The sequence below is a fragment of the Phaeobacter italicus genome (assembly GCF_001258055.1).
Classification (GTDB): Bacteria; Pseudomonadota; Alphaproteobacteria; order Rhodobacterales; family Rhodobacteraceae; genus Phaeobacter; species Phaeobacter italicus.
Genome location: NZ_CVRM01000022.1, coordinates 415,878 through 429,625, shown reverse-complemented (window position 1 = coordinate 429,625; position 13,748 = coordinate 415,878). Strand labels below are relative to the sequence as shown.

Genomic DNA, 13,748 nt, shown 5'->3' with positions numbered 1-13,748 from the left:
GGCCTGGGTCAGTTCCCGAAGATATCGCGCAGGAGACTGTCTACCGCGCGGCCCAGCTCTTGCCCGACATTCGGGCGCTGGCGACGCTGGGGTTCGGGTTGGGGCGGTGGTGCGATCGGCTTGGGAGCGGTCATCGGCAGGGGTTTGGGGGTCAGCCCATCATGCACCCGCACCATGACCTCGCGCCAGATATCAGCAGGCAACCCGCCCCCCGTCACGCCGGACAAGGGCGTGTTGTCGTCATAGCCCATCCAGACACCGGCAACATAGTCGGCGGTGAACCCAACGAACCACGCATCGCGGGCGGCCTGGGTGGTGCCCGTCTTGCCCGCAGCCTGCCAGCCGGGGATCTGGGCTCGTTTGCCACTGCCTTCAGAGACCACTTTCTCCATCATCCAGATCAGTTCCTGGGCGGCCTTGGTCTGGATCACCCGCTCGCCCAGGCCACCGCTTGCCCCCATCAGAGGGGTGCTGTCACCGACCAGTGCCAACTCTGTCACACCATAAGGTGTCACCGAAGAGCCACCGTTCAGAATACCGGCATAGGCGCCCGTCATGTTGATCAGCGTGCTTTCCGATGCGCCAAGCGCCAGAGCGGGGCCAGCGGCCAGTTCGCTTTTCAGGCCAAAGTCACCCGCCACCTGGCGCACCAGGTCGCGCCCGACCGCCTCTGAAACCTTGACAGCCGGCACATTGAGAGAGTCGCGCAATGCCCGCGCGAGCGTAACCTCACCATAGAATTTACGGGTATAGTTTTGCGGGCACCATTGGCCGGAACCGGGAATGTCGAGGCAATATTGGGCGTCCAGCACACGATCCAGCGGTGAATAGCCCAGCTCTAGCGCGGTGGCATAGACAAATGGCTTGAAGGCTGATCCGGTTTGACGCTGGGCCTGTGTGGCGCGATTGAAGACCCCCGACACCCGCGTCTTGCGCCCGCCGACCATAGCGCGCACCGCGCCATCTGCGCTCATCACGACAATCGCGGCCTGCGCTTTGGAGCCTTCGCGGACCTTTGTTTCAAAGACATGCGCCAGCGCCTCTTCGGCTGCGCGCTGTAGACGTTGATCCAACGTGGTGCGGATCACCACGTCTTCGGTGGTTTCCGAGCCAAAGAAATCAGGGATTGTGTCCATGACCCAATCGGCAAAATACCCACCGGCCCGGGCGGCGGCGGCTTCGCTCAGGACGGCCGGATTGTCCTGAGCTGAGCGCATTTCCGCCGTGGTCAGATAGCCCTGCTCCTGCATCAGGCGCAAAACGGTGGCGGCGCGATCCTGCGAGCGTTGCAGGTCGTTTGTGGGCGCCAGCGTGGACGGAGCCGTCAACAGGCCTGCCATCATGGCCGCTTCGGCTGCGTTGACCTGATTGGCCGACTTGCCAAAATAGCGCTGCGCTGCCGCCTCTGCCCCGTAGGCACCGCCACCAAGATAGGCGCGGTTCATGTAGATCGATAGGATCTCGTCCTTGGTGTATTTCGCCTCCATTGCCATCGCAAAGATGGCTTCCTTGGCCTTGCGCCAAAGAGAGCCCTGGCGACAGTCGCGTTCATAGGCGCGTTCACTTTCCCATTCATCAGGGTCATAGACCACGCCCAGACACAGGAGCTTGGCCGTCTGCTGAGTGATGGTAGAGCCGCCATGCCCGGAGAGAGGGCCGCGGCCCTCGCGCAGGTTGATGCGCACAGCGCTCGCCACACCACGGGGGGAGACCCCGAAATGGCGATAGAAACGTTTATCCTCGGTCGCGATGATCGCGTTCTTGAGGAAGGGGGAGACGGTATCAGCGGTCACGACACCGCCAAACTGATCGCCGCGCCAGGCAAAGACCTCGCCATTGCGGTCCGTCAGCGTGACGGAACCACGTGCCCGGCCATCCAGGAGCGCCGAAGCCTCAGGCAATTTGAGGTAGTGATACCCCACCGCGAGGCCGACCAGCGCAATCGAAATCATCCCGATCCGCCACGTAAAGCCCCAAGCAAGACGGAAGGCCCAGCGGAAAGGTGTCAGCAACAGCCACACCAGCCGACCAAGCGCCGACTTGGGTTTGCGCGGCCCACGCCCACCACCGCCCGAACCACCCTCACGCGCCTTGCGCTGACCAAAGAGCCCGAAAAAGCCCCCCTTGCGGGCCTTGCCTGCCGCTTTGGCGCGGGGTTTGCGCGTGCGCGCGGCGGGCTTGGACTGTGCGCCCCGCCCTGAACTCGCATAGCGTTTGTCTGCGACCAGAGGCCGACGCCGCGTTCCTTGTGCCATCTTCCAGATCCTGCCCGGTTTGCCCGTTTTGCGCACAATACAGCGTCGCCGCCGCTTTGTTGAGGGGCAGATTTTGGGCAAATTCCCTCAACACGCCGGGTGTTTTTTAGGCGCACCGGCGAAAGGCCGCCTATTTTTTAGGCTCGCCCCTGCGGCATCGCCGTGAATCAGCCCCCCGAACATTCCACCGACTCGGATCTGCCGATTTGCTGCAGGTGCAAACAGTTCAGATGCAGACAACGCGACAGGGGTTCTGGGATGAAAATGATCATAGCAACCATCAAGCCTTTCAAGCTGGAGGAGGTCCGCGAAGCGCTGACCTCCATCGGCGTTTCCGGGCTGATGGTCACCGAAATCAAAGGGTTTGGCGCACAGGCAGGCCATACCGAAATCTACCGCGGCGCAGAGTACGAAGTGAACTTCGTGCCCAAGGTCCGGCTTGATCTCGTGGTGCCCTCCAGTCTGGCCGATCAGGTAGTCGACACCATCACCCAAACCGCCCGTACCGGCAAAATCGGTGACGGCAAGATTTTTGTCCTGGATGTCGCACAGGCCGTTCGCGTGCGCACCGGTGAAACCAATCACGATGCGCTTTGAGCGCCCGTAAAGGAAGGAAACACATCATGAGAAAATCCACACTATCCCTTGCGGCGATCAGCGCGCTGGCCGCGCCGGGCGTTGCGCTCGCACAAGAGGCCGCAGCGCCGGCAGCGGTTCCGACCGATAGCGTTTTTATCCTCAACTCGCTCCTGTTCCTGATCGGCGGTTTCCTCGTCTTTTGGATGGCTGCAGGTTTTGCGATGCTCGAGGCGGGCCTTGTTCGGTCCAAGAACGTCACCATGCAGCTGACCAAAAACGTCGCGCTCTTCTCATTGGCGGCGATCTTTTACTATCTGATCGGCTACAATCTGATGTATCCGCTTGGCACCTGGTCCATTGACGGCGTGCTGTCTGGCGTCTGGGGTCCCGGTGTTCTGGAAGCCGTCGGCATCACCGCAGAACAGGCCGACGACTATTCCTATGCCTCTACCGGGTCCGACTTCTTCTTTCAGCTGATGTTCTGTGCGACCACCGCATCCATCGTGTCCGGCACCCTGGCGGAGCGCATCAAGCTGTGGCCCTTCCTGATCTTTACCATCGTGCTGACCGCTGTGATCTACCCGCTGCAGGCCAGCTGGAAGTGGGGTGGTGGTTTCCTCGACGAGATGGGCTTCCTCGACTTTGCGGGTTCTACCGTTGTGCATTCTGTCGGTGGTTGGGCCGCTCTGACCGGCGCATTGATCCTTGGTCCGCGTCTGGGCAAGTACAAGGGCGACAAGACCATCCCGATGCCCGGCTCGAACCTGGCACTGGCGACCCTCGGCACCTTTATCCTGTGGCTCGGTTGGTTCGGTTTCAACGGTGGATCCCAGCTTGCCATGGGCAGCGTGGGTGATGTTGCCGACGTCAGCCGCATCTTTGCCAACACCAATGCCGCTGCAGCAGGTGGTGCCGTAGCCGCGCTTTTGCTGACCCAGCTGCTGTTCAAGAAGCCTGACCTGACGATGGTTCTGAACGGTGCGCTGGCTGGTCTGGTGTCGATCACCGCCGAGCCGCTGACCCCGAGCCTTGGCATGTCCACCCTGATCGGTGCTGTTGGCGGCGTGATCGTGGTGTTTGTTGTCCCGATGCTGGACAAGATGAAGATTGACGATGTCGTCGGCGCCATCCCGGTGCACCTGGTTGCCGGTATCTGGGGCACGCTGGCCGTGGTGCTGACCAACCCCGATGCCAGCCTGATCACTCAGCTCACCGGTATCGTTGTTGTCGCGCTCTTCGTGGTGATCGCCTCTGCGGTTGTCTGGCTGATCCTGCGCGCAGTCACCGGCATCCGCGTGGATGAGGAAGACGAGATCAACGGGCTGGATATGGCCGAGCTGGGCATGGAAGCCTACCCGGAGTTCTCTCCCAGCTGATCCCATCACATCCTGAACACAACGATGCGGCCCCCGGAAACGGGGGCCGTCTTTGTCTGTGCCGCTTGTCCCGCATTCGCATCGAAAGTCTGAACGCCCGATACGAAAAACGCCCCGACAATGCGGGGCGTTTTGATTGGCTCAGAGCGAATGCCCCTGTGAGCTGCGTCAGACGCCAGCGTCGACAATCGCCTGTGCCAGGATCGGCACGGTCTGCGTGTTCAGGCCCGCGATGTTCATCCGGCTGTCGCCCACCATGTAGATGCCACTGTCGGCCCGCATCTTTTCCACCATCTCTGGCGAGGTGCCCAGAAGCGAGAACATGCCGCGGTGCTGTGCGAGGAAGCCGAAACGATCAGAACCGGTCAGGCGCTGCAGTTCATCGGCCAGTTGCTGGCGCAGGGTCAGCATGCCCAGACGGGTCTCTTCCAGCTCTGCGGCCCAATCGGCCCGCAGCGCGTCGTCGTTCAGGATCATCGAAACCAGACGCGCGCCGTGATCCGGCGGGAAGGAATAGTTCTGACGGTTGAGGAAGGCCAAGGTGCCCTGGTTCAACGCCTGTGCGCCTGCGTCCTGAGACACCGCCATCAACAGACCCGTACGCTCACGGTAGATGCCGAAGTTCTTGGAACAGCTGGCCGCGATCAGACACTCGGGCGTATTGGCCGCAACATAGCGCACACCCTGGGCGTCTTCCTCCAGACCATCGCCAAAGCCCTGATAGGCAATGTCGATCATCGGGATCAGACCGCGTTCATTCAGGATCGCGACAACTTCCTGCCACTGCACCATGTTGAGGTTGGCACCCGTCGGGTTGTGGCAGCAGCCATGCAGCAGGACCACATCGCCTTTGTTGGCCGTCTTCAGGTCCGCGACCATACCGTCGAAATCGACGCCACAGGTTTCGCGGTCGAAGTAGCGATAGGCGACCGTTTCGATGTTGAGATAGTTCAGGATCGAAATATGGTTCGGCCAGGTCGGGTTCGACACAAAAACGCGAGCACCCGGGTTGGCCATCTTGATCAGTTCAAACGCCTGGCGCACGGCGCCGGTGCCCCCCGGTGTCGCCGCAGCAGCGATGTTGCCGCGCGCAACGCTGTCGGACAGGATCAGCTTGATCATCGCATCGGAATAGGCCGGATCACCTGCCAGACCGACATAGGATTTAGAGGTCTGCTCTTCCCAGAGTTTGTGCTCTGCCGCCTTGATGGCGCGCATGACCGGCGTCACCCCTTCGGCGTTCTTGTAGACGCCCACGCCAAGATCAATCTTGGTCTCGCGCGGATCGTCGCGATACATCTGCATCAGCGCCAGGATCTTGTCCGCTGGCTGGGGTTTCAGGGTTTCGAACATCAGGCTTCTCCGGTTGCAACGGGCAGTGTCGGGAAGGCGCCCCACTCGGTCCAGGAGCCGTCATAGAGCGCATGATCGGTCTTGCCGAAACGCTCCATCGCGAGGCTGAGGACAGCAGCGGTGACACCTGACCCGCAGGTGGTAATGGCTGGTTTGCCGAGGTCGACGTCGGCGCGTTCGAAAACAGCGCGCAGCTCGTCCGGCGATTTCATGGTCTGATCGCTGTTCAGCAGGCTGGTAAAGGGCACATTGCGCGAGCCGGGAATATGGCCCGAACGCAGACCCTCTCGTGGCTCGGGAACCGCGCCCTGAAAGCGTTCTGCTGCTCGTGCGTCGATAATCTCGTGGTCACCGAGCTTGGCTGCGGAGGACACTTGCGTCACATCGCGCACCAGATGGTTTTGCACCCGCACCGTCATGTGGCGATCCCGGATCACTGGCGGCAGATCCTCAACCGGGTGGCCCTCGGCCTGCCATTTGGGCAAGCCGCCATCCAGCACGGCAACATTGGTCTGCCCCATGAGGCGGAACATCCACCACACCCGCGCGGCGGAACGCAGACCAGAGCCGTCGTAGACCACCACCTGATGGCCGTCCCCCACCCCCATGGCCCGCAGGCGGGACATGAATTTCTCGACCGGGGGCATCATATGCGGCAGATCCGAGCGGTTATCGGCGATATCGTCGATGTCAAAGAAACGGGCGCCGGGAATATGGGCGGCTTCATATTCGGCCTTGGCGTCGCGGCCTTCGTGCGGCATGTACCAGGACGCATCAAGAAGCCGTAGGTCCGGATCCTTGAGATGTGAAATCAGCCAGTCTGTCGACACAAGCGTTTTGGGATCGTCCACGATTACCGCCTCCTGTCATGTAAGCTGTCGAAGCAGTACAACCGACCGGACAGAGTCGCAAGGGAAGCCGGCAGGGTCACGCAATATTATGACCCGGCCACACTGTGGCAGATTGCCTGCCCCCTGCTGGCCGGACCTTTTGCAGCAGCTCGGCTGCGCGTTCGGCTCAATTGGTCGGTGTGCTGTGCGCGTGCGCTGTGCATATACCCGATGCGTTAGCGCACCACCCGCAAGACAGCACGAGACTGGGGGCGGTCAACAGCCGCGGCCTGCAGGTGTTCGGCCCGCTCCGCCGCGGGAAAGCGGTGTGCGAAACCAAGGGCGGCCCGGATCAGATCCGCATCCATTCGGCCCATCAGCAAATCCGCCAGCGCATCGCGGGCCTGCGATGTCTGATCCCGCCGCATGTGGTGCAGAACCAGCAAAAGCGCCGCCTCGTCCGCGCTCAGCCGGTCCCGTTGATCGAGATCCAGCGGATCGTGCAGTTCCACCCCTTGGCCGCGCAGCGCGTGCAGTCGCGCAACCACCGGCACCAGGGCCTGCGCCACGCCCAGACCGAAACTCGCCCCCCAGCGTTCTGCCGCAATCTGAAACGCATGCTGCCAGGCCTGGCTCTCGGCCACCTGCAAACTGGTCAGAAGATGGCGCAACACCGGGAGCATCCCTGCCTCGAACGGATCAAGGCACAGAGAGTCACACGAAATGGCGGTCTCATCGGTCGCGGAAAACAGGGCAACAGTCATGGTGCAAAGCTCCTTATGGGCCAGGCGCAGGTCGGGATCGGAAGAACAAAGACAGAGGTGCCGGGCCTGACGCGAGGGTGAGTCTGCTGGGTCGCGGATATCTGACTCATTTTGTCAGAATTAGCAACCCCACCCTTGCACGCAGGTTTTCAGGCACATGTTCAGGAGCAAATTCAGGAAAAAAACCGCCAGCCGGGGCAACGGCAGACGGTTTGGAATAAGCTTGATCCTGTGCGGAAGGTTGGCTCAGCCGTGGTCTTTCAGCAGGCGCTGTTTCTGCCGCGACCAATCGCGTTTCGCTTCGCTCTCGCGCTTGTCATGGTTCTTCTTACCTTTGGCGATGCCGATCTTCAGCTTCGCCAGCCCGCGGTGATTGAAGTACAAAACAAGCGGCACCAGGGTCATCCCCTTGCGCTGTGTCGCATTCCACAGGTTCGACAGTTCCTTGCGCGACACCAGAAGTTTGCGGCGGCGGCGTTCCTCGTGTTTGAACATCTTGGCCTGTTCGTATGGCGCAATATAAGAGTTCACGAGCCACAGCTCTCCGTCATCCACGGTCGCGTAGCTCTCTGCGATGTTGGACCCACCCGCGCGCAGAGATTTGACCTCGGACCCTTCCAGAAGGATCCCGCACTCCAGATCATCCTCGATCGCATAATCAAACCGCGCGCGGCGGTTTTCAGCGATCACTTTGTAATTCGGGTCTGTCTTTTGCTTGGCCATGCAAACGGATGTAAGGCGCTGCAGGGAAAGGTGCAAGGTGGCGCAACGCCTGTCCGGGACGGAATTCCATGCATCAGACCTGCCCGTTCACAGTGCGGCACCCAAGGCAGCCCCTTTCAGCCGCCCATCCGGCACGGTCCCTAACTTGCCCTTGCCGTGCGATTGCTGCGCAAGAGCGTGAAGGCGCCACTGATCACGATCACCGCACTGCCAGCCAGGGTCCAGGCATCTGGGCTCTCGTTGAAGACAACCACCCCAAGGATCATCGCAAAGATCAGACGGGTGTAGCGGAAGGGCGCCACCACCGAGATTTCGCCAAGACGCATCGCACCGATCAGCGCATGATAGGCGACCACACCAACAAGGGTCGCAGCCACTAGATCAACGCTGGTGGACAGATCAGGCAAAGCCACAGGCCCACCGAACGGCAAGGCAACGGCACCTGCAACAATCAGCATGGCAAACCCCGCCAGCCCAAGGTGGGCATTGGACAGCCCCTTGGGCGCGGCGCGGGTTGCCAGATCTCTGCCTGCAAAGCCCAAAGTGCCCGCCACGGCAAACAGCGAGGCCAGCTCAAACCCGCTGGCACCGGGGCGCAAGATCATCAACACACCGACAAACCCTGCTGCGATCGCGATCCAACGGCGCAGGCCCACATGTTCCTTGAAAAACACCACAGCCCCGGCCGATACGACCAATGGGGTGGCCTGCAGAATGGCCGAAGCCGACGACAACGGGGTCAGCGCGATGGCAAGCGTGAAGCACAGGCGCCCGGCCACCTCTGCAACCGAGCGCAGCAGCAGCGCGCGCGTGCAGAACACCGGGTTCCACAGCGGCTCGCTCTGCGCACGCGCCATAAGCGCAAAGATGACCATGCCACCGGCCCCGAAGAGGATCAGGATCTGACCGACAGGCAGGCTCTGCGCTGCGGATTTGATGAACATGTCCTCCAGTGCAAAGGCCGCCATGGCCAACACCATCAAAAGACTGCCGCGCAGTGTATCCATGGGTCTGATCGCTTTCCTAAAATGGCCGACACGACGGTCTGCGGCAGTCTCTGAAATAGACGGGATGGCCAACCCTCTGGGCGCTCATCCCTCATCATCAATAAACCCAGCATTAGGCAGGCGCAGCGGGCGTCACAACCCGTGCCGCTGCGGCCAATTGATCCGGCAGCGCCGCCTGCCGGGTGGGCTGCGGCGTCGCCAGCCCCCTGCCGGGCAGTCAGCCAGCCGGGTCCGCGCGGCGGTAGTGATGCATGTTGAGAAAGGCCGCACCGCTGTCTGAACAGCGATACCCATGGGGTTGATCGGCAGCAAACCGCAGCCCTTGGCCCGTCTCCAGGGCCACCCAATCCTCGCCCCGCAGCACTTCCATCGCGCCTTCCAGGACAAAAACCTCTTCGGTCACGCCACTGTCATGAGGTTGGGAGAGATGGCATTGGCCGGGATGCAGCGTCACATGAAAGGTCTCTGCCGCCAACGCGGGATCAAAGGGAAACACCATCTTGACCGCGATCGAACCGGGAAACTGGACAGAGCGAAAGACCCGTTCCCCACCAGCCGCGAGATCCGGTTGCGCCGCTTCGCCGATCAGCGCGCTCAGCGGGAGATGAAACCCTTTTGCGATCTTCCACAAAGTGGCAATGGTGGGACTTGATTCGCCCCGTTCGATCTGGCCCAGCATGGCCTTGCTGACGCCCGTGATCTCTGCCGCCTTCGAAAGGCTGAGCCCCGCATCCTGTCGAATCTCCCGCAAATTCAAGGTAATGCCGTCTTCGCTCATTCGTGCTGCCTGTCGTATCTCTACTCGGCGCAGACTGTTTGCTGCTGCGCGCCAAAAACCTCTTGTGCGTTATAACGCACAAACGCTACTGTGCGCTATAACGCACGCAACCCGATCTCTAGCGGATCTGCCACCAGAGGAAAACCCGGATGCTCGGTTCCTTGAAACTCTCACATGTCGTTGCGGGCGCGGTTGCCGTGCTGGTGGGCTATACTGGATCGGTCGCGATCATCTTTCAGGCGATTGAGGCCTCCGGCGCCAGTCAGGCGCAGGCCAACAGCTGGATGCTGGCGCTGGGGCTTGGCATGGGGCTGACCAGCCTTGCGCTGTCACTGATCTACCGGATGCCGATCCTGACCGCCTGGTCAACACCGGGTGCTGCGCTTTTGGCCGTCAGCCTGACCGATGTCGCGCTGAGCGATGCGATCGGCGCGTTTCTCTTCTGTGCATCCCTCCTGATCCTCACCGGGGTGACGGGCTGGTTTGCTGCGCTGTCTCGGCTGATCCCGGATGCCCTGGCGAATGCCATGCTGGCGGGATTGCTGTTTCCCTTTGGGCTCGCGGCCTTTTCCGCCTTTCAGAGCGAGACCGCATTGGTCGCGGCGATGGCTGTGACCTATGTTGCCGGTCGGCGGCTCTTTTCGCGCTATACCATTCCGGCTGTTCTGGCTGTGGGCATATTGTGGGGGCTTGGCGATGGCAGCTTTGCCGGTGCTGGACCGCTGGATCTGTCTGTGGCGCAGCCGGTCTTTGTGATGCCAAGCTTTTCCCTGCCCGTACTGATCGGGATTGGCCTGCCGCTTTATATCGTGACCATGTCCTCGCAGAATATGCCCGGCGTGGTCACGCTCAAGGCGGCAGGTTACGCTCCGCCAGTGTCAGCCAGCCTTGTGGTGACCGGTCTGGCATCGCTCCTTCTGGCCCCGTTTGGCGGGTTTACCTTCAATCTCGCGGCGATCACCGCAGCCATTGGATGTGGCCCGGAAGCGGATGAAAACCCCAAAACCCGCTATTTGGCCGGTGTCATGACCGGCGTGTTTTATATCATCGTGGGTCTTGGCGGCGCCACTGTCATCAGCCTGTTCCTGATCGCCCCCAAGGCGCTGGTTGCCACGGTTGCGGGTCTTGCGCTCTTGTCGACAATCTCCAACAGCCTGTCCGCGGCATTGCAGGAGCCGCAGGGACGTGACGCCGCCCTGATCACCTTCATGGTCACGGTCTCCGGGGTTGGTTTCTTCGGCATCGGAGCCGCCTTCTGGGCGCTGCTGGTCGGGATTGTCGTGAATCACCTGATTTCGGCCCCCGCAGCACAGGCGCCCCCACCACAAGAGACACCAACCCCTGCCCGGCCCTGAGCGGGCCAGGACCTTTCAGACGCGACCAAACACCCCGAAAACCCACATAAACCACCAGATAATTACCGAAGACCGCCCCGACATGTTGCCTTTATTGCGCAAATCGTGTCCCTGAGGGGCAAAGACAAGGGAACCAGCCAGATGCCAATGTACCGATCCAGAACCTCCACCCACGGCCGCAACATGGCGGGCGCGCGCGGCCTGTGGCGCGCCACCGGCATGAAGGACGATGATTTCGGCAAACCGATCATCGCCATCGTCAACTCCTTCACCCAGTTCGTACCCGGCCACGTCCACCTGAAGGACCTGGGCCAGATGGTCGCCCGCGAGGTCGAAGCCGCTGGCGGGGTCGCCAAGGAGTTCAACACCATCGCGGTGGATGACGGCATCGCCATGGGACATGACGGGATGCTCTATTCCCTGCCCTCGCGCGAGGTGATCGCGGACAGCGTCGAATATATGGTCAACGCCCATTGTGCAGACGCGATGGTCTGCATTTCCAACTGCGACAAGATCACCCCCGGCATGTTGATGGCCGCGATGCGCCTCAACATCCCGGCGATCTTTGTTTCCGGCGGCCCGATGGAAGCGGGCAAAATCGACATTGCCGACCTCGACGCCAAGAAGATCGACCTGGTTGACGCGATGGTCGCCGCCGCCAACGAAAACCTGACCGATGAGCAGGTCCAGCACATCGAGGAAAACGCCTGCCCGACCTGTGGCTCCTGCTCCGGCATGTTCACGGCAAACTCGATGAACTGTCTGGCCGAAGCGCTGGGTCTGGCGCTGCCGGGCAACGGCTCCACCCTCGCAACCCATGCCGACCGCAAACAGCTGTTCCTCGAGGCCGGCCGCAAGATCGTCGACATCACCAAGCGCCACTACGTGGGCGAGGAAAAAGGCCTGCTGCCGCGTGAAATCGCGACTTTTGATGCGTTTGAAAACGCCATGAGCCTTGATATCGCAATGGGCGGCTCCACCAACACGGTGCTGCACCTTCTGGCGATCGCAAACGAAGGCAAAGTCGATTTCACAATGACCGACATGGACCGGCTCTCACGCAAGGTGCCATGCCTGTGCAAGGTCGCGCCCAACACCGAGAACGTCCATATGGAAGACGTTCACCGCGCGGGCGGTATTTTCTCGATCCTGGGCGAACTCAGCCGCGCGGGCCTGCTGCATAACCATTGCGCGACGGTTCACTCCAGCTCCATGGGCGAAGCCATCGCCAAATGGGACATCAAGGTCGCCAACAACCCCGAAGCCGAAGAACTGTTCAAAGCGGCCCCCGGCGGCGTGCGCACCACGCAGGCGTTTTCGCAGTCCAACCGCTACAAGGAACTGGACGACGACCGTGAAAACGGGGTGATCCGCTCCAAGGAACATGCCTTTAGCCAGGACGGTGGTCTGGCGGTGCTGTTTGGCAATATCGCCCGCGACGGCTGCATCGTGAAAACCGCCGGTGTGGACGAGAACATCCTCAAGTTCACCGGCTCGGCCTATGTCTGCGAAAGCCAGGATCAGGCGGTCAGCGATATCCTGACCGGCAAGGTCAAAGAAGGCGATGTGGTGGTGATCCGCTACGAGGGGCCGCGCGGCGGTCCGGGCATGCAGGAAATGCTCTATCCGACCTCCTACCTGAAATCGAAAGGCCTCGGCAAAGCCTGCGCGCTGCTGACAGATGGCCGTTTCTCCGGTGGGACGTCAGGTCTGTCGATCGGCCACGTCTCTCCAGAGGCGGCTGAAGGCGGTGAAATCGGCCTGGTTCAAAACGGCGATACCATTGAAATCGACATCCCCAACCGCACCATCAACCTCGCGGTATCGGATGACGAACTGGCCGCGCGCCGCGAAGCCCAGGACGCCGCGGGCTGGAAGCCGGTAAAACCACGCAAGCGCAAGGTCTCAACCGCGCTCAAAGCCTATGCCATGCTGACCACCTCAGCCGCCAAGGGTGCTGTGCGCGCACTGCCTGACGACGAGTGATCGCCGCCAAATGAGTTGTGAATTACCCTCGCAGTGCTTTGGCCTGCGGGGGCTTTTTATTTGGGCCTCATGATGCACAAGTTTCTCCTCACAGGGTGTTCCGGCGGTGGGAAATCGACGTTGATTGAGGCGCTGGCAGGCAGAGGGATCACAACCGTACCAGAACCCGGCCGCCGCGTAATCGCCGCTGCACAGGCGGCTGGCAGCGATGCCTTGCCCTGGCAAAGCCTTTCGGCCTTTTTGGCGGATACGCTTGAACTGGCACATGCGGATCTGGCCCGATTGAAGGATACAGCTGCCCCGGTTGTTTTGATCGCGGCGTTTTGGACGCTGCGGTCGCCTTGCGCCACCATTGTGGCACGCCGCTCGACCACAGTTTTCGGGGCGCGTTCCCGTATGCAAGCTGCGTGTTTGTCGCCCCGGACTGGCCGGATCTCTTTCAGGTCGATGCAGAGCGCAGACACAGCCTGCAAGATGCACAGGCAGAATACAGACGGATTTTGACGGCCATTCGTGAACTGAGGCTGGAGCCTGTCTTCCTCCCCAGAACAACGGTTGCAGACAGGGTTTCATTCGTGATGGACGCCATCCGTTCCCGATCGTAAGGCAGGCGTTTGGGCGCAGTCACCGCCCATTCCCTCACCTTTCCCGAAATACTCCCGCCGGAGGCGCGCCGCGCCAGCGGCGCCCGGCCCAACCGGGTCAGATCATGCAATGATCGCTACCCGGGCGGGAGCGTTGC

General features: G+C 61.4%; 11 protein-coding genes and 1 pseudogene. 5 read left to right on the top strand and 7 right to left on the bottom strand.

The annotated features are described in order from the left end of the window. Positions 1–8: 8 nt before the first annotated feature. Positions 9–2,255 (bottom strand): transglycosylase domain-containing protein, encoded by a 2,247-nt coding sequence (locus tag NIT7645_RS10845; protein ID WP_037303067.1) that lies wholly within the window; start codon positions 2,253–2,255, stop codon positions 9–11. A gap of 258 nt (positions 2,256–2,513) precedes the next feature. Between NIT7645_RS10845 and NIT7645_RS10840 the strand changes: the two genes are divergently transcribed. Together NIT7645_RS10840 and NIT7645_RS10835 are read left to right on the top strand one after the other, a co-directional pair. Then, a complete protein-coding gene (locus NIT7645_RS10840; RefSeq protein WP_008558947.1) occupies positions 2,514–2,852 on the top strand; it encodes a P-II family nitrogen regulator in 339 nt (112 codons plus the stop codon). Between the two features lie 26 nt (positions 2,853–2,878). Beyond that, entirely contained in the window at positions 2,879–4,210 is a 1,332-nt protein-coding gene (locus tag NIT7645_RS10835) for an ammonium transporter AmtB (protein ID WP_008561021.1), read from the top strand. 168 nt (positions 4,211–4,378) lie between these two features. Here NIT7645_RS10835 and NIT7645_RS10830 read toward each other — a convergent pair whose 3' ends face one another. The 6 genes from NIT7645_RS10830 to NIT7645_RS10805 all read right to left on the bottom strand — a co-directional run bounded on the left by NIT7645_RS10830 (position 4,379) and on the right by NIT7645_RS10805 (position 9,665). Continuing rightward, positions 4,379–5,563 (bottom strand): amino acid aminotransferase, encoded by a 1,185-nt coding sequence (locus NIT7645_RS10830; protein WP_008562206.1) that lies wholly within the window; start codon positions 5,561–5,563, stop codon positions 4,379–4,381. After that, a complete protein-coding gene (gene sseA, locus NIT7645_RS10825; protein WP_008560098.1) occupies positions 5,563–6,414 on the bottom strand; it encodes a 3-mercaptopyruvate sulfurtransferase in 852 nt (283 codons plus the stop codon). Before sseA ends, NIT7645_RS10830 begins: the two co-directional genes overlap by 1 nt. A gap of 215 nt (positions 6,415–6,629) precedes the next feature. Further along, on the bottom strand, positions 6,630–7,157 hold the full coding sequence (locus NIT7645_RS10820) for a hypothetical protein (protein ID WP_008561315.1): 528 nt from the start codon (positions 7,155–7,157) through the stop codon (positions 6,630–6,632). 246 nt (positions 7,158–7,403) lie between these two features. After that, positions 7,404–7,880, bottom strand: coding sequence for an SsrA-binding protein SmpB (gene smpB, locus NIT7645_RS10815; protein WP_008560278.1), 477 nt, complete (start codon positions 7,878–7,880; stop codon positions 7,404–7,406). A gap of 140 nt (positions 7,881–8,020) precedes the next feature. After that, positions 8,021–8,887: a DMT family transporter gene (locus NIT7645_RS10810; protein ID WP_050687050.1), complete on the bottom strand. Its 867-nt coding sequence runs from the start codon at positions 8,885–8,887 to the stop codon at positions 8,021–8,023. 217 nt (positions 8,888–9,104) lie between these two features. After that, positions 9,105–9,665: a helix-turn-helix domain-containing protein gene (locus tag NIT7645_RS10805; RefSeq protein ID WP_008559755.1), complete on the bottom strand. Its 561-nt coding sequence runs from the start codon at positions 9,663–9,665 to the stop codon at positions 9,105–9,107. Between the two features lie 149 nt (positions 9,666–9,814). Between NIT7645_RS10805 and NIT7645_RS10800 the strand changes: the two genes are divergently transcribed. The 3 genes and pseudogenes from NIT7645_RS10800 (at position 9,815) to NIT7645_RS19840 (ending at position 13,611) form a co-directional block, all read left to right on the top strand. Continuing rightward, positions 9,815–11,020, top strand: a complete 1,206-nt coding sequence (locus NIT7645_RS10800; protein WP_050687048.1) for a benzoate/H(+) symporter BenE family transporter — start codon at positions 9,815–9,817, stop codon at positions 11,018–11,020. Between the two features lie 141 nt (positions 11,021–11,161). Then, entirely contained in the window at positions 11,162–13,006 is a 1,845-nt protein-coding gene (gene ilvD, locus NIT7645_RS10795) for a dihydroxy-acid dehydratase (RefSeq protein WP_008559887.1), read from the top strand. A gap of 69 nt (positions 13,007–13,075) precedes the next feature. Then, positions 13,076–13,611 (top strand): annotated as a pseudogene (locus tag NIT7645_RS19840) (AAA family ATPase). Positions 13,612–13,748: the final 137 nt, after the last annotated feature.